Source organism: Pseudomonas sp. GW822-FHT02D10 (assembly GCF_058802345.1).
The window spans coordinates 249,166-270,262 of the sequence record NZ_JBXAOB010000003.1; the positions used below are offsets into that span (position 1 = coordinate 249,166).

Genomic DNA, 21,097 nt, shown 5'->3' on the forward strand with positions numbered 1-21,097 from the left:
GTTCAGTTCTCCAACACCTGTGAAGTTTCGACCATCGCCTGCTGCTGCAACGACAAGGCCTCGCGGACCTGCTCGGCGCTCTCAAGCCCCAGCGCCTGATGGGCGATGGCCTGGCAGTCGCTGAGCTCGACCTCGCGAATCGCGGCCTTGATCGCCGGAATCAGCGGCACGCTGACCGACAGTTCATCCACCCCCAGCCCCAGCAACAGCGGCACCGCCAACGTCTCCGAGGCCAGCGCGCCACACACCCCGACCCACTTGCCATGGGCATGGGCGGCCTTCACGGTGCTGGCGATCAGGCGCAGCACCGACGGGTGAAAACTGTCGGCCTGACTGGCCAGACGCGGGTGATCGCGGTCCATGGCCAGGGTGTACTGGGTCAGGTCGTTGGTACCGATGGAGAAGAAATCCACCTCGGGGGCAAACAGATCGGCCATCAGCGCCGCGGACGGAACTTCAATCATGATGCCCAGTTTCGGCAGTTCCTTGAGCCCGAGCGCCAGTGCCTCTTCTTCGAGCATCTGCCGCGCCAGACGCAGCTCCGAGAGCTGGCTGACCATCGGCAACATGATGTGCAGACGCGCCAGCCCGACGCTGCTCAGAATCGCTCGAAGCTGCTCGCGCAACAGCTGCGGACGCTCCAGGCACAAGCGAATCCCGCGCATGCCCAGAAACGGATTGGCCTCGCTGTCCATCGGCACGTAGGCCAGGGGTTTGTCGCCGCCGACATCCAGCGTGCGCACCACCAGATTGCGTTGCGGACCCAGTGCACGGGCGATGGCGCTGTAGGTGTTGACCTGTTCAGCAGAGCTCGGCGCCAGGCTGCGCTGCTGATACAGAAACTCCGAACGCAACAGGCCGACACCCTCAGCCCCCAGGCTCATGGCCTGCTCGGTTTCGGCCAGCGAAGCAACGTTGGCCGTGACGTCGACGTGATGACCGTCGCGGGTGACGGCCGCCCTTGCCGCGTTTGCCAGCTCGTGTTGATGACGCAGGCTTTGTTGCTGACGTTTGGCGTGCAACTGCTCGATGTCCTGTAGCGCCGGATCCAGGTGCAATTCACCCTTGTCGGCATCGAGCAGCACCCGGGTGCCACTGGCCAGCGACAGCACTTGCAGCGGCAAACCACACACCGCCGGCAAACCCAGGGCGCGGGCGAGTATCGCCACATGGCTGGTCGCACCTCCGCCGACGGTGGCGAAACCCAACACTTTGCCGGTGTCCAGGGCAGCGGTCTGCGACGGCGTCAGTTGTTCGGCGATCAAAATCGCTTGATCCGGCAACTCCCAGACACCGTCCGGCACCCCGAGAATCAGCTTGAGCACACGCTGGCCGACATCCATCAGGTCCAACGCACGCTCGGCGAGCAACGTGCTGCCCAGCGTCTTGAACAACGTCGCGGTGGCTTCAGTCGCGCTGTTCCAGGCAAACGCTGCGCTCTTGCCCTCAGCGATCAGGGCCTGGGCTTGCTCCAGCAGGCTCGGGTCTTCCAGTAATTCCTGATGCGCCTTGAAGATGTCCGACTGCGCCTCGCCCGCCGCGTTGTCACGCAAGCGTTGCAGTGCCTGCGTCGCGTGGGTCAGCGCACGCTCCAGCGACTCGCGCTCCACGCGTTGATCCGCAGCAAACTCAGGCATCTCCAGGGTACGCTCAGCCACCTGCACCACGTACCCGTAGGCCGACCCCGCCGAAGCACAGACGCCGCGCAACAGCTTCGTCGACACCTCCTGCGCCTGAACCACTGGCGCTACCACCGCAACCGGAGTCACAGCCTCACCGCAGCCATCCGCCAGCAATTGGGCCAGCGTGCTGATTGCCAATTCGGCATCTTCGCCCACCGCACTGACCTGCAACGCATCGCCGTGGACCGTCTGCAAGGCCATGATCGCCACCAGGGATTTGGCGTTGGCGCTGTCCTGCTGCTTGTGCAGGCAAATGCTTGCCGCAAACCCTTTCGCCGCCTGCGCAAAAATCGCCGCCGGCCGTGCGTGCAGACCATTGGCGTTGGGCAAGTGGACCGGTTTGGAGAACAGCGCTTCGCCCTCCTCTTGCGCCACACTGGAACGCGGATCGCCAAGGCTCAGGCGCAACACCGGCTGTGCACACGCCACCAGACCGCTGTCCGGTGTCAGCAGACTGAAGGGCTCGCCGCTGACCACCAGCATCAAGGTCAACAGGCTGCGGGCATGCAGGGCGACATAGTCGGCATCGAACTCGATCAACGGCTGACCGGCCTCGACACGCTGGCCTTGTTCGACCAAGGCGCTGAACCCCTGGCCCGCCAGGTTCACGGTGTCCAGACCGATGTGCAGCAACACCTGCACACCGCTGTCATCGGTGATGCTGATCGCATGGCCGCTGTGTTGAAGGTTGCTGACTACGCCGGCCAACGGCGCGCACAGGATCTGCGAGGTCGGGTCGATGCACAGGCCATCGCCGATCACCCGGCTGGCGAACACCGGATCCGGCACGTGATCAAGCGGCATCAGCACCCCGGACAGCGGCGCCAGCAATTGCAAGGGTTGGGTTAGGGTCATGACTTCACCTGCGGTTTTGTTCTTTATAAAGGCATTGTCCGTAGGAGCTGGCGCAGCCTGCGATCTTTTGATCTTCAGCGCCCCAAAAGATCGCAGCCTTCGGCAGCTCCTACGGGTATACATGCGGTGCAATTACTTCCACCAGTACTCGACCTGCAATCCGACGTTCGACCCATGCAGTGCCGTGCCGAATGCGCCGGTGTCGGACAACGCCGAACCTTGCGCCAGTTCGTTGGCCGCACGCTTGGCCGCTTCGTTCCAGCTGGCGTAGGTGTAATACAAACGCACCTCGGGACGTGCCCAGAAGTCCGGGCCTTTTGGCGACCAGGTCGGGGCAAAGGTGAATTTGCTCAACTTGCGCGTGCCATCCGATGCCTGAACCTGATCGTGACCCAGTTCGGTGACCAGTTTGAATTGCTCGGTGATCGCGTAGGTTGGACGAATGCCGAGAGAAAGCCAGTTCTGGCCGTTACCGTCCGGGCGAATGTCCTTCTGATAGACCGCTTCGACCTGACCACCAAAACGCGGTGTCACTTGCCAGTCGAAGAACTCCACCAGACGATAGCTTTTGTTGTGGTCGTCCAGCCCCACATCGCCGGTGTAGCCCAACCCGGTGCCCGGCCCTTCGCCGTATTGCAGCGCCAGTTTGTTCTTGCCGCCAAGGAAGTCTTTCTGCACATGCTGGGCGGTGATTGCCCAGCCTGCGTGCGCGTCGCGGCGATCCGGTTTGTCGATGTAGCTCAGGCCAAACTCCAGCTCACCGCCAGGGTTGGTATCAAAGCCTGAGACGTTGAAATCCTGCCGGGTGACGTAGTCCTTCTGGTACAGGTTGTCCTTGCGCGAAAAGGCGTAGCTGTATTTCAGGTCGCCAATCTTCACGTCCTCGATACCACCACCCGTGGCGCTCTGGTTCCAGTAGTAGAAGTCAGAAATATGAATGTCGTTACGCTTGTAGTAACGCCGCCCGGCCCACAGCGAACCGCCATTGAGACTCGGCAGGTTCGACCACTGGGCATACATCTGCGGCATCCGTACCGAACCGTTGTCACCCTGGAAGGTCAGGTTGCGGTCGTACTGGTTGTACAACGAGGCCATGCCGTCGACGCTGAGCACCGAGCCGTCATCGAGGGTCAGCAGGTTCTGACGCAATTCCAGTTCCGCGTACTGTTCGCACTCGTTACCCAAACGGTATTTCGACTCTGCGCCGGGCAGTTTGAAACACGATTGCGAACCGCCGTTGACCGTGGTCCCGACACCGCTGCGCAGGTAACCGGCGAACTCCAGAGCCTGGGCCGAGAATGGCAACATCAGGCACACGCACGATGCTGCAAGGCTGCGATTTATTGTTGTTTTCAAGAGCCACCCCATTATTTTTTTATTGTCTTGAGTCTTTTTTCGGGCGAAACAATCCCCGTAGGAGCTGGCGCAGCCTGCGATCTTTTGATCTTTCTCTTGAGACTCAAGTGAGTCCGAGAGAAAAGATCGTCCGAACGCGGCCCGAGCCTTCGGCAGCTCCTACGAAAGAAGGAGCGTGTTATTTAGTGGTCGGTCAGGTGCAGAACGAACGACTCGTAAGGCCGCAGAAACAGCTGTCGATTGCGCACTTCGCCATCCGGGTAGTTGCTGATCACCAGGCGTTGCAACCTGCAGTCGGTGATCACCCGCTCAGGTAACTCGACTTCACAGGCCGTGCCGTAGAAGTTGTTCACCACCAGCAGACGCTCGCCTTGGCCTTCACGCAGGTAAATCCAGACCTGCGGGTGCGTGGGCAAGAGCTGGCGATACACGCCGTCCTGAATCAGCGGTTCGCTGCGGCGCAGGGCAATCAACTGGCGATAGTGGTGCAGCACCGACGTCGTGTCGTCGAGTTGGTTTTCGACGTTGATCTGCGTGGCGTTGGCCGGCACGCCGATCCACGGTTCGGCACTGCTGAAACCGGCATGCGGTTGCGCGTTCCAGTGCATCGGGGTGCGACTGTTGTCGCGGGATTTCTGCATGATCGCGGCCATGCTCGACGCCTCGGACTCGCCGGCCTCGCGCTTGAGGCGATAGATGTTCAGGGTTTCGACATCACGGTACTGCTCAATGCGCTCGAAGCCCGGATTGGTCATGCCCAACTCTTCACCCTGATAGATGAACGGTGTGCCCTGCAGAAAGTGCAGCGCGGTGCCGAGCATCTTCGCCGAGACCACCCGATGTTCGCCGTCATCGCCAAACCGCGACACCACGCGCGGCTGATCGTGGTTACACCAGAACAGCGCATTCCAGCCGCCACCGGCCTGCATCCCGGCTTGCCAGTCGGAAAGGATGCGCTTGAGTTCGAGGAAGTCGAAGTCGGCGCGAACCCACTTCTGCATGTTCGGGTAATCGACCTTCAGGTGATGGAAGTTGAAGGTCATCGACAGCTCTTTCGAGTCAGGCCGCGAATAGCGGATGCAATGCTCAAGGCTGGTGGAAGACATCTCGCCGACGTTGATCAGGTCATGACCTTCAAACACTTCGCGGTGCATTTCCTGCAAGTACTCGTGCACGTTCGGGCCGTCGGTGTAGAAGCGCCGGCCATCGCTGTTGTCCTCGGGAAAATCTGCTGGCTTGGAGATCAGGTTGATCACGTCCAGGCGAAAACCGCCCACGCCCTTGTCACGCCAGAAGCGCATCAGCTTGAAGACTTCAGCGCGAACCTGCGGGTTGTCCCAGTTCAAGTCGGCCTGGGTGTGGTCGAACAGGTGCAGAAAGTACTGCCCGGTTTGCGCCTCGTATTCCCACGCCGAACCGCCGAACTTGGACTCCCAGTTGTTCGGCTGATCGCGCCAGATGTAGAAGTCACGGTACGGGTTATCAAGGCTGCTGCGCGCTTGCTGGAACCAGGTGTGCTCGATGGAGGTGTGGTTGACCACGATATCGAGCATCAGCTTGATCCCGCGCTTGCCGGCCTCGGCGATCAGCAACTCGCAGTCGGCCATGGTCCCGTAGCTCGGGTCGATGGCGTAGTAGTCGCTGATGTCGTAGCCGTTGTCGCGCTGGGGCGAGCGCAGGAACGGGGTGATCCACAGGCAGTCGACACCCAGCCATTGCAGGTAATCGAGCTTGGCCACCACCCCGAGCAGATCGCCCGTGGGGTTGCCGGCGTGGCTGTGAAAACTCTTCGGGTAGATCTGGTAGATCACCGAACGCTGCCAGTCTTGCATGGCGCAAATCCTTCAGTAAGTTTTGTACTTATCGCCGCGTAGGAGCTGCCGAAGGCTGCGATCTTTTGATCTTCCTCTTGAGACTCAAATGAGTCCGAGAGAAAAGATCGCAGCCTTCGGCAGCTCCTACGGGCGATAGCGATCTATCAAGCGACTCGGTACCCGGGCCGAACAATTTTCATGCTCAAGCCGCAGGTCAAAACAAACGGTACGACCATGGCGATGACCATCCCGACCACGAACATCGGAATGAACTGCGGGATGATCGAGATGAAACCAGGCAAGCCGCCGACACCGATCGCCGAGGCCTGAACCTTGTTCAGCGACAGGAACATGCAGCCCAGCGCCGAGCCAATCAACGCTGCGTAGAACGGAAACTTGTAGCGCAGGTTGACGCCGAACATGGCCGGTTCGGTGATGCCGAAATAGGCGGAAATCGCCGAGGTCGAGGCCATGCTTTTATCCCGCGCGCTGCGGGTCATGTAGAACACCCCGAGTGCCGCGCTGCCTTGTGCGAGGTTGGACATGACAATCATCGGCCAGATGAACGTGCCGCCCTGAGTCGAGATCAACTGCAAGTCTACCGCGAGGAACATGTGGTGCATGCCGGTGATCACCAGCGGCGCATAGAGCAGACCGAAAATCGCCCCGCCGACCATCGGTGCCAGGTCGAACAAGGTCACCACGCCTTCAGTGATCAGAATCCCCAGGTGACGGGTCACCGGACCGATCACCGCCAGCGCCAACACCCCGGTCACGACGATCGTGGTAATCGGCACCACCAACAGTTGAATGGCGTTCGGCACCCGTGCCCGCAGCCATTTTTCAATGACGCTCATGACGTAGGCGGCCATCAGGATCGGCAGGATCTGGCCCTGGTAGCCGACCTTCTCGATCTTGAACCAGCCAAAAATATCGAAGTACGGCAGGCTCTGGCCGTCCAGCCCGGCCACCGCTTTGCCGTAGTTCCAGGCGTTGAGCAGGTCCGGGTGAACCAGCATCAGGCCGAGCACGATGCCAAGGATTTCACTGCCGCCAAAGCGCTTGGCCGCCGACCAGCCGACCAGCGCCGGAAGGAACACGAACGAGGTGTTGGCCATCAGGTTGATCAGGCTCCAGACCCCGTCCAGCGTCGGGTAGGCCTCAAGCAAAGTCTTGCCCGCGATGAACATGCCTTTGGCGCCGATCAGGTTGTTCACGCCCATCAACAGACCGGCAATGATCAGCGCCGGCAGAATCGGCATGAACACATCGGAGAACACCCGCACCAACCGTTGCATGGCATTGGTCTTGTCGACGCCCTTTTGTTTCACATCAGCGATGGTCGACGCGGCGAGACCGGTCTGCTCGCGCAGTGCGGCGTAGACCTTCTCGACCTCGCCGGGACCGATGACCACCTGAAACAGGCCGCCGGTGAAGAACGATCCTTTGACCAGGTCGATCTGGTTCAGCGTCGTACTGTCGACCAGGCGTGGGTCTTTGAGGGCCAGGCGCAGACGCGTGACGCAATGCGCGGCCTGCTCGAGGTTGTCGATGCCACCGAGGCTGTGCAGCAACTCGCGGGCGATGTTCGGGTAGTCGTGGCTCATGCTTGTCTTCCACTGTTAGTTTCTTGTTATTGGCAGCACGCCGAAGCGAAAAGTACTCGTCTGTACGAGTTAATGCAACAACTCGTACAGACGAGTTTGAATTTGTTTAATGACCAACCGACCAGTGGCGATATCTCCGGCAACCACGACCACCCCGCCATCAGCGCAATAGACAAACCCTCACGCGTTCCCTAAGGTTCCTGCCTTGAGCACAACGCAGCCATTCCCATGAGCAAATACAACCAGATCTACAGCGATCTGCTTGCCAGTATCACCACCGAACGTCTGGAACGCGGCGCCCGGCTGCCTTCCGAAACCGAACTGATGGACAGCTACCAGGCCAGTCGCGGCACCGTACGCAAAGCGATCGAACTGCTTCAGGAACGCGGTTTCGCGCAAAAAATACACGGTAAAGGCACCTTCGTGCTGTCGCCCAGCCCGATCGAATTCCAACTCGGCGGTATCGTCAGTTTTCAGGAAACCTACCCAAGGCTGGGCAATGACGTCAGCACCGAGGTGGTGGAGTTCGAGCAGATTCCCCTGCAAGGCGCCTTGCTCGAACACCTGAAAGCCGAAGAAGGCAGCCTGATCACGCGGATCAAACGCGTGCGGCGAATCGACGGTAAACGGGTGATTCTGGATATCAACCATTTCGTCAGCGACGTGATTCCCGGATTGTCCCGCGACATTGCCGAGCACTCGATCTACGCCTTTATCGAGCAAACCCTGCAACTGCAGATCGCCTACGCCCAGCGCACCATTGAAGCGGTGCCCCGGAGCAAGGATGACCAGCAGCACCTTGACCTTGAGGGGCAAAGCCATGTGATCGTGGTCAGCAACCAGACCTTTTTGCAGGATGGCCGGCAGTTCGAGTACACCGAGTCGCGGCATACCCTGGACAAGTTCTATTTTTCGGATGTGGCCAGGCGCTGACACTACAGAGCCCCGGATAGCCTTGGGGGATAACTATGTAGTGCACCTCCCTTGAGCTAACGGGTCATCCTCGATGCCCATTTCTCAAGGATAGAGCGTGAATGAACCCGAACGAAACCCGCCCACTGCCCAATGCCGCCGACAAGGCAGCGCTCAAGGCGATTGCCACCAGCGTCATCCAGACGTGCCCCAGCCTGCAAGACATGGCTCACGAGGTCGCCAGCAATTTACTGCAGAAATACGCCATCACCGGCCTTGATCCGGATCAGGTGTATTTGCACCGCTTCGACGCATCCCAAAGCAGCTCGAAAGCCTTTACCGGTTGGGAGCATGTCAACGCAACGCCGACCTCCTCCATGACCCTGACCCAACTGGTGATCCACCGGTTCCGCGCCACCGACCAGGACAACGCCGATCTGCTCGATGTGTATGCGGGCTTCTATACCGCTGGCCCGAACGCCGGCACGTTCAATGAAACCAACGAGGTTCGCCTGCACGGCAACGAGGTGCTGAAGGATTTCTGGAGCATCGACTTCAGCTCGTTGTACACAGAGAGACTGACAGCCTTCTGGAACGATTCCGGCACTGATTTTCGTACTCTGGCCAAATGCAATTTCCTTATCAAAGCCGTCCAGGCCCGTGACAAAGGCCAGTTGAGCGACGAGGATTTCCAGTTCGTTACACATGCAGTCCTTGGCCCGATCACCTGGCCGATCAGCTTGCAGTTTTTGCAATCGCAACACCCTGGCACTGACAGCATTCGAGCCCTGGATGTCGCCGGCTACGTCGCCACCAACATTCTTCGCTTTGTCGCACCCAAGGGCCGGCAGATCGTTTACCTGCCCGGCAACACCGACACCTTCCAGGTACTGGAAACCGCCACGGACATGCACTACTGGATGTTGCAGCGGATGAACAAGGAGGATGCGCGCCAGGCGTTCATGACGCATTTTTCCCTGGCCGATCGTCAGAGTATCGCCGAGAACATCACTGACCTTATGAACCGGCTGGTCAGCACGTGGGGCAAGTACGACCATCACCTGATCAACCAGGAAAACCAGGTCATTCGCGGTGACGCCTTCAGTTGGTTACGAGACTCGACAAAAGCCGCGATATTCGCCGAGGCCGCGCTGTCCCTGACGTCCAATGGCGATCTACGTAAAAAACTGTGGATCGGTTACCTCAGCGCCGGCGTGAAAGTGTTTGGCCCGATGGCGGTCGTCGGCTGGCCGATTGCACTGCCAGTGATCGGAGCCAGCATCGCCAACATGGGGTTGAACATCGATCAGGCGGTCAATGGCAAAACAGCCGAAGAACGCAAGGCCGGCGTCCTGGGTGCGGTGCTCAGCAGCATCGATGTGTTGTTCAACCTGCTCGCCCTGAAAGGCCCCGGCTCACTGGAGGAAGTCGGCCCCGAGATTGACGCCGCCGAAGCGACAGAAATGGCTGATCTGAAGGGAAAGACCCCACCGCCCCAAGGCCCCGGACCGACTCCGACCGAAGTGACACCGATAGAAAAAGGTACGAAGCCAATAGGTTGGCCTGAACTGGCCGGCGAGGCTGAGGGGGCGACATCGCTGTTCGAAGGGCTTGCGCAGGCGCTACCTGAAATCCAGCGGCCCACCCTACCGGACAACTGGCAAGCCAATGAACTGCTCGAAGGTATGACGCCGGAAAGCGAACCTGGAAAGTTCCAGGGTATCTATCGCCTCGACGCCAACCCTTCGACCGCCATCCTGCTGGACGACACCGCGTACTACGTTGACTTTAAAACAGACGTGAATGGCGTCGGCCACTGGGCCATCATTGATCCGCAAAACCCGACAGCGTTTTCGGGCACGATTGCGGTGCGCCTGAATGCCGAAGGGAATTGGGAAACGGTGGCGAAAGAGGGACTTAAAGGCGGAGGAAAGACGCTCAGCAAGCCCGGGACCGTTCAGCCCGGCCCCTCCAGTCCCACTCCCCGCCTGCCAGTAACTGACACTTCTTATGAGGTGCCGACTGAATTGCGATCAGCGCTCAAAGACGCGGCAGCCGGATTCCATGATCGTTCATTATGGGATGCCTACGAGAGTATGCAGACATCTGACCCTTACCGAGACTTCAAGGCCATCAGAACACGTCTTTATCAAGATGCGGCGCGCTTTTACGAGCACCCTCAACTCCCGCCAAGACCGTCCATACCGCCACTGGATCCAGCCGCAACGGACCAGACCATCATCCAGACGCTTTTCCAGGACGCCCGGGGGCTGGTGATTGGCGAAAGCCATAGTGACATCGGCAGTAAGCAGTTTCTGATCGACAACATGGAGCATTTGGCCAGACAGAACGTTAAAACGCTCTACATGGAACATCTGCTCACCGATTTCCACCAGGCCGATCTGGATGAGCTTTTCAATACAGGCTCGATGCCAGAGGCCCTTGAACAATATTTGAAGGGACTCGATAAGGGGCATATCACCGACCCGCTCGAGCGCTATACGTTTCTTGAAGTGGTCAGGACAGCCGGTAAACACCGCATTCGGGTTCAGGCCATCGACTGCATGGCGAGCTACAGGCTCAGCGGCACGAGGACTTTCAAGTCTGGAGAGCGTGTCTACGAAGAGGCGCTCAGGCAGAAAATGATGAATTTCTACGCCAGGACAGTCATCCGGACCGACCAGGCAATGCACGGTGCTCACAAATGGGTGGCATTGATGGGTAACTCCCACGCCAACACCTACCGGAATGTCGCGGGAGTCAGCGAATTGGAGGAAGCCATTGGTTTGCGGATCGAGGATGTCGCCGAGGGAAAATCCAGCGGAATCGTGGCCGATCCGGGCAGGACATACTCCGCTGACCTAATGGGGCAAACTGTCGAGTTTGTCAAAAACGATCTTCGCCTCCAGGTCGAGACCCCCTGGATGGCGCAAACCATGCCGGAGATCGAAACCCTGCTGTCCCGCCCTGGCCTGTATACCTTGAAACAAGAGCCGATCGGGACATATCTGATGCACCGAAGTAACAACAACTCGGTCGTGCGCACCGCCATCGAGACGGAGCGTGGTTACTACTACATCAAGCGTCCATCCTGGTCCTCGGTCAGCGGGCGACGCTTTCCCAGTATCAAGGCGTTACTGGGGGCTCTCGATCAAATGGGCATGACACTGGCCGGGTGGTCGAAACCGCTGTAGCGCGCACAAAAAAGCCGTGTGAAATCTGGTTTCACACGGCTTTTGCTGTTCCAGCGCTCAGGCCATCAAGGCGTGTGCGGGATCACTCCCACTCAATAGTCGCAGGCGGCTTGCTCGAGACGTCGTAGGTGACGCGGGAGATGCCTTCGATTTCATTGATAATGCGACCGCTGACGGTTTCCAGCAGTTCGTAAGGCAGGTGTGCCCAACGCGCAGTCATGAAGTCGATGGTTTCTACCGCACGCAGTGCGACCACCCAGGCGTAACGACGGCCGTCACCGACCACGCCTACCGATTTCACTGGCTGGAACACCACGAACGCCTGGCTGACCTTGTGGTACCAGTCGGCTTTACGCAGTTCTTCAATGAAGATGTGGTCGGCGCGACGCAGCAGGTCGGCGTATTCCTTCTTCACTTCACCAAGGATCCGCACACCCAGGCCCGGGCCCGGGAACGGGTGACGGTAGACCATGTCGTACGGCAGGCCGAGTTCCAGGCCCAGACGACGGACTTCGTCCTTGAACAGCTCGCGCAGGGGTTCAACCAGCTTGAGGTTCATTTCTTCCGGCAGGCCACCCACGTTGTGGTGCGACTTGATCACATGAGCCTTGCCGCTTTTGGCGCCAGCCGACTCGATCACGTCCGGGTAGATGGTGCCTTGGGCCAGGTACTTGATGTTGTCCAGTTTGTTGGACTGGGCATCGAACACGTCAATGAACGTACGGCCGATGATCTTGCGCTTCTTCTCTGGGTCGGACTCGCCGGCCAGGTTATTCAGGAACTGGTCTTCGGCGTTGGCGCGGATCACCTTGACGCCCATGTTCTCGGCGAACATGGCCATCACTTGCTCGCCTTCGTGCAGACGCAGCAGGCCGTTGTCGACGAAGACGCAGGTCAGCTGATCGCCAATGGCTTTGTGCAGCAGCGCGGCAACTACCGAGGAGTCAACGCCGCCGGACAGGCCGAGCAGTACGTTGTCGGTGCCGACCTGGGTACGAATGTTGGCGATGGCGTCTTCAGCAATCTTCGAAGGCGTCCACAGGGCTTCGCAGCCGCAGATGTCGAGGATGAAGCGCGAGAGGATGCGACCGCCCTGTTTGGTGTGGGTCACTTCCGGGTGGAACTGCACGCCGTAGTAGCCGCGCTCGTCGTTGAACATGCCGGCAATCGGGCAGCTCGGGGTGCTGGCCAGGACGTGGAAGTCCGCTGGCATTTTGGTGACCTTGTCACCGTGACTCATCCACACGTCAAGGCCGAACAGGCCATCGGCGTCGATGTGGTCTTCGATGCCGTCGAGCAAGCGGCTCTTGCCGACCACGTCAACGCGGGCATAACCGAACTCACGCAACTCGGAACCTTCGACCTTGCCACCGAGTTGCTCGGCCATGGTCTGCATGCCGTAGCAGATACCGAAGACCGGTACGCCCAGGTCCCAGACCGCTTGCGGTGCGCGAGGACTGTCGGCGACGTGTACGGACTCGGGGCCGCCAGCGAGGATGATCCCTTTCGGCGCGAATTCGCGAATCGCTTCGTCGTCCATGTCGAACGGATGCAGTTCGCAGTAAACACCGATTTCACGCACGCGACGGGCGATCAGCTGGGTGTACTGGGAACCGAAGTCGAGGATCAGGATGCGGTGAGCGTGAATGTCGAGGGCCATGATTCAGTCTCGTCTAAGTAATTCAAAAACAGTCGTGATTCAGAAACAACTCGGGGCTGAAAACAGCCCCGGTTACTTAACTTTTTACTGGAAGCATCAACCTACGCGGTAGTTTGGCGCTTCTTTGGTGATCTGCACGTCGTGGACGTGAGATTCCGCCATGCCGGCGCCGGTGATGCGCACGAACTCTGGCTTGGTACGCATTTCTTCGATATCGGCGCTACCGGTGTAGCCCATGGAAGAGCGCAGGCCGCCCATCAGTTGATGGATGATCGCGCTCAGGCTGCCCTTGTACGGAACACGCCCTTCGATGCCTTCTGGGACCAGCTTCTCGGCCCCTGCGGAGGAGTCCTGGAAGTAACGGTCGGAAGAACCTTGCGCCTGGGACATGGCGCCCAGCGAACCCATGCCACGGTAAGCCTTGTACGAACGGCCCTGGAACAGTTCGATCTCGCCCGGCGCTTCTTCAGTACCGGCGAACATCGAGCCCATCATCACGCAGGAAGCACCGGCAACGATGGCCTTGGACAGGTCACCGGAGAAACGGATGCCGCCGTCAGCGATCAACGGAACGCCAGTGCCTTCAAGAGCAGCAGCGACGTTGGCGATGGCGCTGATTTGCGGCACGCCGACACCGGCAACGATACGGGTGGTGCAGATCGAGCCTGGGCCAATACCGACTTTCACAGCGTCAGCCCCCGCTTCGGCCAGCGCCTTGGCGGCAGCGCCGGTGGCAATGTTGCCGCCGATCACCTGGACTTCAGGGAAGTTCTGTTTGACCCAACGAACGCGGTCGATCACGCCTTTGGAGTGACCGTGGGCCGTGTCGACCACCACCACGTCAACGCCGGCAGCAACCAGTGCTGCAACGCGATCGCCGGTGTCTTTACCGGTACCGACCGCAGCACCAACGCGCAAACGACCCTGGTCGTCCTTGCTGGCCAGTGGATAGGCTTTGGCTTTTTCGATGTCGTTGACGGTCATCATGCCTTTGAGGGCAAATTTGTCGTCGACGATCAGCACGCGCTCGATGCGATGTTTGTGCAACAACTCGCGAACGTCGTTCTTGTTGACGCCTTCCTTGACCGTGACCAGACGCTCTTTAGGCGTCATCACTTCACGGACAGTGGCGTCCAGACGGTTCTCGAAACGCACGTCACGGGACGTGACGATGCCGACCAGGTCGCCATCGTGCAGTACCGGAACGCCGGAGATGTTGTGCATGCGGGTCAGTTCGAACAGCTCACGTACCGTGGCGTCAGCCTCGATGGTGATCGGGTCCTTGACCACGCCGGCCTCGTACCGCTTGACCTTGCGCACTTCGGCAGCTTGCTGCTCGACGGTCATGTTCTTGTGGATGATACCGATGCCACCTTCCTGAGCCATGGCAATAGCCAGACGGGCCTCAGTGACGGTGTCCATGGCAGCGGAAACCAGTGGAATATTCAGCTCGATGCCACGGGTAAGGCGGGTTTTGAGACTGACTTCGTTAGGAAGCACCTCGGAATAACCGGGCACTAAAAGAATGTCGTCGAAGGTCAGAGCTTCTTGGCTGATACGCAGCATCGCGGGGGCTCCCGAGCGGGAAAATGGAAGCGCGCCATTATACTCAGACACCCCCTCAGGCTCAATGTAAAAGTCTGTCTATTATTGGTATTACTGATATATGGGAATTATCGCTCCCGTAGGAGCTGCCGCAGGCTGCGATCTTTTGATCTTCAGCGACTCCAGAGCCACCGAAAATCAAGATCAAAAGATCGCAGCCTTCGGCAGCTCCTACAATGTGTCCAGCGTTTATAGCTCTACCCTGACCCAACTCACCGGCAGGTCCAGCCATTCGGCGAATTCGTCGATGAAGCTCTGCTTGAACCCGGCTTCAGCCCAGTTATTGAAGATAAAACCCAGGTTCGAAAAACCGCACTCTTGCAGGAACAGAAAGCCGTTGATGTCGTCTTCATGTCCGCATTCCGGGCAGATGAAATTGTCGGTGCGCCCCGGCATCCAGTCTTCCAGGCTTTCGAACAGTGCTTCGCCGATCTCTTTGCGGCATTCGGCACAACCGGCCTCCTCAAGAAACCCTTTGGCCGGCGTATAGATGCAGCGCTTGGTGATGATTTCCAGTCCATTGATCGGCTCGCCAAACGGCAGCGCTTCAGGATGCAACACCACCGCCCGCGCGCCGGGTGCAATGGCATGAGCCATGCGATTGCCGGTACGGCCGCAGGTGGTGAGTTGCTCTTCAATGATGTTCTTGCGCACCAGCCACCGCACAATCGCTCGCGCCCGAGGTTCGTGCACCGCCAGCGTGGAGATTTTCGGGACGATAATACTTTGCGAATTCATGGGTGCAGCCTACTGCGTCAAATGGATGTTCTGCGGCGTACCGAATGACGCCTTCGCGAGCAAGCCCGCTCCCACACTGGATCTCCCGTCGACACATAATTGTATGACCACCAGAGATCACCTGTGGGAGCGAGCTTGCTCGCGAAGGCGATAGAGCGGCCGGCAGCTTAATCCCTGACGAAATCCGGTCAAGTACTCAAATAGCGCCCGATCAAGGCAATGCCACTGGCCAGCACCAGCCAGGTCACCAGCCGCACAAAGGCTTCACGGGACATCTTCATGGTCAACCGTCGACCGATCCACAGCCCCAGCGCCATTGTCGGCAACAAACACACCGCCAGTACCAACAAGGGTAGCTCGGCATAGACCCCGGCGATCACGAACAGACTCAAACGCACCACCGTGCTGCAACTGATCAGTGCACTTTGGGTCGCCCGGGCCGCGTCCTTGGGCAAGCGGCTGTTCAGATAGATGGCATATAAAAAGCCGCCACTGCCGAACAGCGCCCCAAACATTCCGCCCACCGTGCCCATCGGGATTGCCCACGCCGCGGCCAACTGTGTCGGCCGGGCTTTCACCCACAGGCTGTAAATCGCATACGCGCTGATAAACAGCCCCATCAATAGCAGCAACAGATCAGATTTGAGGTTCAGCAGAAAGATCACCCCCAACGTGCAACCCACTGCCATGCACGGCAGCAACCACAACAATTCAGCTTTGGCCACATCCCGCCGCGACGGCAGCAAATTGCCGAATGCCGCGATGAAATCCAGCAACACCAGCAAGGGCACGATTTTCGACAGTGGCATGAACAGAATCAGGATGGGACCTGCCACCAGCGCCGTGCCAAACCCGGCGATGCCAAAAACGATATAGGCCAGACTGATGCCCAGCCCGATCACCAGCCAATCCGTGGGACCAAAGGACCATTGACTCAATAACTCAAGCACGTTCATTCCCCCGTCTTCCTTGAATACCACTGACGACTTTACCCCCTGTGAGAGCGAGCTTGCTCGCGATGACGGTTTAACATCCAACACTATTATTGAATGTCACACCGCAATCGCGAGCAAGCTCGCTCCCACAGAGTTCACTTCAGCAAGAAGGTAATCGGCCATGGAGATTGACCGCCGAATGCCTTTAAACTGCGCCCCATGATTAAAGATCCCTTTGCAAGACTCGGCCTGGACCGAGAAGTCCTGACGGTCAGCCAGCTCAACGGCCGCGCGCGGGTGTTGCTCGAAGACGTGTTCAGCAATATCTGGGTCGAAGGCGAAATCTCCAACCTCGCTCGCCCAGCGTCCGGCCACATCTATTTCACCCTCAAGGACAGCGGCGCCCAGGTGCGTTGTGCACTGTTCCGGCAGAACGCTGCGCGGGTCCGTCAGGCGCTGAAGGATGGCCTGGCCGTGAAGGTCCGGGGCAAGGTTTCGCTGTTTGAAGGCCGTGGCGACTATCAGTTGATACTCGACACCGTGGAACCTGCCGGTGACGGTGCGTTGCGCCTGGCATTCGATGCCTTGAAGGAAAAACTCAGCACCGAAGGCCTGTTCAGTGCCGAACGCAAAGTGCCGCTGCCAGCCCACCCGCAACGTATCGGTATCATCAGTTCGCCGACCGGCGCGGTGATCCGCGACATCATCAGCGTATTCCGCCGCCGCGCGCCGCAGGTGGTGCTGACCCTGATCCCCACCGCCGTGCAAGGCCGCGAAGCCACGGCGCAGATTGTCCGTGCACTGAAACTGGCCGACGCCCGCGGTTTCGATGCGCTGATCCTCGCGCGCGGCGGCGGCTCGCTGGAAGACCTCTGGTGCTTCAACGAAGAAGCCGTGGCCCGTGCGGTGGATGCTTGCGTCACCCCGATTGTCAGCGCCGTCGGCCATGAAACCGATGTATCAATCAGCGACTTCGTGGCCGACGTCCGTGCACCGACGCCTTCCGCCGCAGCTGAACTGCTGGCCCCGGATTCCAGTGATCTGGTGCGTCGGGTCGAAAGCCTGCATCGGCGGCTGGTCATGCGTATCCGCGACCGCTTGATGCGTGATCGCCTGCGCCTGGAAGGCATCTCGCGCCGCTTGCGCCATCCCGGCGAACGCCTGCGTCAGCAAGCACAACGCCTGGACGACCTGGACATGCGCCTGCGCCGAGCTTTCGAACGTAGCCTCAATACCCGTCGCGAACGACTGATTCGCCTCGAAACCCGCCTCGCCGGGCAACATCCCGGACGGCAACTGGCGCTGCTTCGCCAGCGCCTCGACAGCCTCGCCGAACGTCTGCCGCGCTCGATGCGCGAAGGCCTGAAAGCCCGTCGCCTGCAACTGCAAACCCAAATGCAAACCCTGCACGTGGTCAGCCCTTTGGCAACGCTGGGCCGTGGTTACAGCATTTTGCTCGATGAGCGCGGCAACGCGATCCGCAGCGCCGCGCAGACCCAGAACGGCCAACGCCTGAAAGCCAGACTTGGCGAAGGCGAACTGCAGGTCCGGGTCGAAGATAACCATCTGACACCTGTCACCCTTTCTTTACTGGATTGATCCATGCCGCGTTTTCTTGCACCGTTGTTGTTGCTTTGCCTGACCTTCAACGCCCACGCCGACAGCTACATCACCCGCCTGCTGAACAAACCGGTGCCCGGCGGTGTGGCAGTGGTTGACCTGGGCACTTCGGCTCAGGCGCCCAAGGCCAGCTATCAAGGCAAACCGGTGCTGGTGGTCAAGGAACAGGACAACTGGCTGGCGATTGTCGGCGTGCCCTTGACCGTCAATCCCGGCAGCCAGGCACTCAGCGCGGGCGGCCGTAACCTGACGTTCATGGTCGGCAACAAGAAGTACCCGGAACAGCACATCACCTTGAAGAATCAGCGTCAGGTCAATCCAAACCCGGACGACCTGAAACGCATCGACTTTGAGCTGGCCGAACAGGTTCGCGCCTATCGCAGTTTCAGCCCGGTGACGCCGAGCAACCTGCAGTTGGACAAACCGGTCAATGGCCCGCTGTCGAGCAAGTTCGGTGTGCGCCGGTTCTTCAACGGCGAAGAGCGCAATCCCCACGCCGGCCTGGACTTCGCGGTGCCGGCCGGCACGCCGATCAAGACCCCGGCGAGCGGTAAGGTGATTCTGATCGGCAACTACTTCTTCAACGGCAACACGGTATTCGTCGACCACGGCCAGGGCTTTATCAGCATGTTCTGCCACCTGTCGAAAATCGATGTGAAAGTCGGCCAGCAACTGGCGCGCGGTGGCGTCGTCGGCAAAGTCGGCTCCACCGGTCGCGCCACCGGGCCGCACATGCACTGGAACGTCAGCCTCAATGACGCCCGAGTGGACCCGGCGATTTTCATCGGTGCGTTCCAGCCTTGAATACTCGCCGAGGCTGATGGCCCCATCGCGAGCAAGCTCGCTCCCACAGGGTATCGGTGTGACCACAGATTTGGTGAATACCCCAAATCCACTGTGGGAGCGAGCTTGCTCGCGATGACAATTTCACAGGCACCGAAGAACTCCCCGCCGCCTGAAATCTTCAATTGCGCTTAGCCCTACCCTCGCGCAAACAACACAACAATCGCAGCGATACACAGCAATAAAATCTCGATATAAAACCATTTTCGAGTATTTCTCTCAAAGTTTTTCGACTGCTTGCCATCTTTCACCCTCGCGGTTAGGGTTGAAGGCATGAAAACCTCTCACACCCTCATTCAGCTTCGCCAGCACCGCAGCCTGTGCCTCGTCAGCGCACGACTGCCGGGCTGAATCGCGGTGCCTCGTCTTACGTTTATCCAACGCTTTTTTTGACCCACCGGCAGGCCGCCTTTTTTCGGCCCACACAATAAGGATTTCCCGATGAGCATGCTCAAACACCCGTCTTCGAAATACCGCGCTTTCCCGACTATCGACATCCCGGATCGCACCTGGCCGTCGAAGACCATCACTGCCGCGCCGATCTGGTGCAGCTCCGACTTGCGCGACGGTAACCAGTCGCTGATCGAGCCAATGGACGCAGTGAAAAAGCTGCGTTTCTGGAAAACCCTGGTCGCCGTCGGCGTGAAAGAAATCGAAGCCTCGTTCCCGGCCGCTTCGCAAACCGACTTCGACTTCGTACGCACCCTGATCGAAGGCGGCCACATCCCGGACGACACCACCATTCAGGTGCTGACCCAGGGCCGTGAAGACCTGATCGAACGGACTTTCGAATCCCTTCGTGGCGCGAAAAAAGCCATCGTTCACCTCTACAACGCGACCTCCCCTTCCTTCCGCCGGATTGTCTTCAATCAGGACAAGGACGGGATCAAGGCCATCGCCGTGAATGCCGCCAAGCTGTTCGTCAAATATGCCGCCCAGCAACCAAACACCGAGTGGACCTTCGAATACTCACCAGAGACCTTCAGCGCCACTGAGCTGGAATTCGCCAAGGAAGTCTGCGACGCCGTGATCGAGGTCTGGAACCCGACGCCTGAGCACAAGGTGATCCTCAACCTGCCGGCCACCGTCGAATGCGCCACACCGAACATCTACGCTGACCAGATCGAGTGGTTCGGCCGTCACATCAATCGGCGTGACAGCGTGATCATCAGCCTGCACACGCACAACGACCGTGGCACTGGCGTGGCCGCCACCGAGCTGGGCCTGATGGCTGGCGCCGACCGTGTCGAAGGCTGCCTGTTCGGTAACGGCGAGCGTACCGGTAACGTCGACCTCGTCACCGTGGCCTTGAACCTCTACACCCAGGGCGTTGACCCTGAGCTGGATTTCTCCGACATCGACGGTGTGCGCAAAGTCGTTGAAGAGTGCAACCAGATTCCGGTGCACCCGCGTCACCCATACGTCGGCGACCTGGTTCACACCGCGTTCTCCGGCTCGCACCAGGACGCCATCCGCAAGGGCTTCGCCCAGCAGAAACCGGACGAGCTGTGGGAAGTGCCGTACTTGCCGATCGACCCGGCCGACATCGGTCGCAGCTACGAAGCGGTGATTCGCGTCAACAGCCAGTCGGGCAAGGGCGGTATCGCTTACCTGCTGGAACAGGAATACGGCATCAACTTGCCGCGCCGCATGCAGATCGAATTCAGCCAGGTCGTACAACGCGAAACCGATCGCCTGGGCCTCGAGATGACTGCCCAGCAGATCCATGCTCTGCTTCACAGCGAGTACTTGCAGGCCAACACGCCATACGCGCTGGTCAGCCATCGCTTGCAGGAAGAGAACGGTCACAGCGCCGTCGAAGTGGAAGTCTCCAGCAAAGGCCAGGGCGAAACCAACCTGCACTGGCGTGGCAAGGGCAACGGCGCCCTGGAAGCGCTGGTGGCCGGTCTGCCGATCCCGGTGGAAATCATGGACTACAACGAACACGCGATCGGCGCAGGCACCAATGCCAAGGCTGCGGCCTACATTGAACTGCGCGTGAACGGCGAGCGTGCGGTGCATGGTGTGGGCATCGATGAAAACATCACCACTGCCAGCTTCAAGGCCCTGTTCAGCGCGCTGAACCGCTCCCTGAGCCAGCCGGAAGCGAAAGCGGCGTAAGTCCCACGCTGAAACATAAAAGGCCCCGAGGTGAAAACCTCGGGGCCTTTTTGTTCATCTGCAGGTTTTGTGTTGTCTGTGATGGCCTCTTCGCGAGCAAGCCCGCTCCCCTTCTCCTATACACACCTGACGCTGCCGACGATGTACTGAGAGTG

The 21,097-nt window shown here is 59.4% G+C and carries 13 protein-coding genes; 5 read left to right on the top strand and 8 right to left on the bottom strand.

Features of this window, described 5'->3' with window-relative positions; all coding sequences use genetic code 11:
* Positions 1–2: 2 nt before the first annotated feature.
* From ptsP to treP, 4 genes are all read right to left on the bottom strand, one after another.
* Positions 3–2,537 carry a phosphoenolpyruvate--protein phosphotransferase gene (gene ptsP, locus AC1RPZ_RS06770; protein ID WP_493136084.1) on the bottom strand — a complete coding sequence of 845 codons (2,535 nt, stop codon included), beginning with the start codon at positions 2,535–2,537 and terminating at the stop codon, positions 3–5.
* 132 nt (positions 2,538–2,669) lie between these two features.
* Positions 2,670–3,893 (bottom strand): maltoporin, encoded by a 1,224-nt coding sequence (locus AC1RPZ_RS06775; RefSeq protein ID WP_493136086.1) that lies wholly within the window; start codon positions 3,891–3,893, stop codon positions 2,670–2,672.
* 182 nt (positions 3,894–4,075) lie between these two features.
* Positions 4,076–5,725: an alpha,alpha-phosphotrehalase gene (gene treC / locus AC1RPZ_RS06780; protein ID WP_493136088.1), complete on the bottom strand. Its 1,650-nt coding sequence runs from the start codon at positions 5,723–5,725 to the stop codon at positions 4,076–4,078.
* 146 nt (positions 5,726–5,871) lie between these two features.
* Complete coding sequence (gene treP, locus AC1RPZ_RS06785; protein ID WP_493136090.1) at positions 5,872–7,314, bottom strand: PTS system trehalose-specific EIIBC component; 1,443 nt, start codon at positions 7,312–7,314, stop codon at positions 5,872–5,874.
* A gap of 228 nt (positions 7,315–7,542) precedes the next feature.
* Here treP and treR point away from each other — a divergent pair, with 228 nt between their 5' ends.
* Both treR and AC1RPZ_RS06795 read left to right on the top strand, forming a co-directional pair.
* A complete protein-coding gene (treR, locus tag AC1RPZ_RS06790; RefSeq protein ID WP_493136092.1) occupies positions 7,543–8,247 on the top strand; it encodes a trehalose operon repressor in 705 nt (234 codons plus the stop codon).
* Positions 8,248–8,348: 101 nt separating this feature from the next.
* Positions 8,349–11,420 (top strand): dermonecrotic toxin domain-containing protein, encoded by a 3,072-nt coding sequence (locus AC1RPZ_RS06795; RefSeq protein ID WP_493136094.1) that lies wholly within the window; start codon positions 8,349–8,351, stop codon positions 11,418–11,420.
* Between the two features lie 82 nt (positions 11,421–11,502).
* On the opposite strand, the gene guaA is transcribed toward AC1RPZ_RS06795, so the two are convergent.
* The 4 genes from guaA to AC1RPZ_RS06815 form a co-directional block, all read right to left on the bottom strand.
* A complete protein-coding gene (guaA, locus tag AC1RPZ_RS06800) occupies positions 11,503–13,080 on the bottom strand; it encodes a glutamine-hydrolyzing GMP synthase (protein ID WP_493136096.1) in 1,578 nt (525 codons plus the stop codon).
* Positions 13,081–13,176: 96 nt separating this feature from the next.
* Positions 13,177–14,646, bottom strand: coding sequence for an IMP dehydrogenase (gene guaB, locus AC1RPZ_RS06805; protein ID WP_493136098.1), 1,470 nt, complete (start codon positions 14,644–14,646; stop codon positions 13,177–13,179).
* A gap of 228 nt (positions 14,647–14,874) precedes the next feature.
* Positions 14,875–15,423, bottom strand: a complete 549-nt coding sequence (locus AC1RPZ_RS06810) for a sugar ABC transporter ATPase (protein WP_493136100.1) — start codon at positions 15,421–15,423, stop codon at positions 14,875–14,877.
* A 188-nt stretch (positions 15,424–15,611) separates the two neighbouring features.
* On the bottom strand, positions 15,612–16,379 hold the full coding sequence (locus AC1RPZ_RS06815; protein WP_493136102.1) for a sulfite exporter TauE/SafE family protein: 768 nt from the start codon (positions 16,377–16,379) through the stop codon (positions 15,612–15,614).
* Positions 16,380–16,577: 198 nt separating this feature from the next.
* On the opposite strand from AC1RPZ_RS06815, the gene xseA reads away from it, so the two are divergent.
* From xseA to leuA, 3 genes are all read left to right on the top strand, one after another.
* Positions 16,578–17,957: an exodeoxyribonuclease VII large subunit gene (gene xseA, locus AC1RPZ_RS06820; protein ID WP_493136104.1), complete on the top strand. Its 1,380-nt coding sequence runs from the start codon at positions 16,578–16,580 to the stop codon at positions 17,955–17,957.
* Positions 17,958–17,960: 3 nt separating this feature from the next.
* Positions 17,961–18,782, top strand: a complete 822-nt coding sequence (locus AC1RPZ_RS06825; protein WP_493136106.1) for a peptidoglycan DD-metalloendopeptidase family protein — start codon at positions 17,961–17,963, stop codon at positions 18,780–18,782.
* A gap of 480 nt (positions 18,783–19,262) precedes the next feature.
* Positions 19,263–20,942, top strand: coding sequence for a 2-isopropylmalate synthase (leuA, locus tag AC1RPZ_RS06830; protein ID WP_493136107.1), 1,680 nt, complete (start codon positions 19,263–19,265; stop codon positions 20,940–20,942).
* Positions 20,943–21,097: the final 155 nt, after the last annotated feature.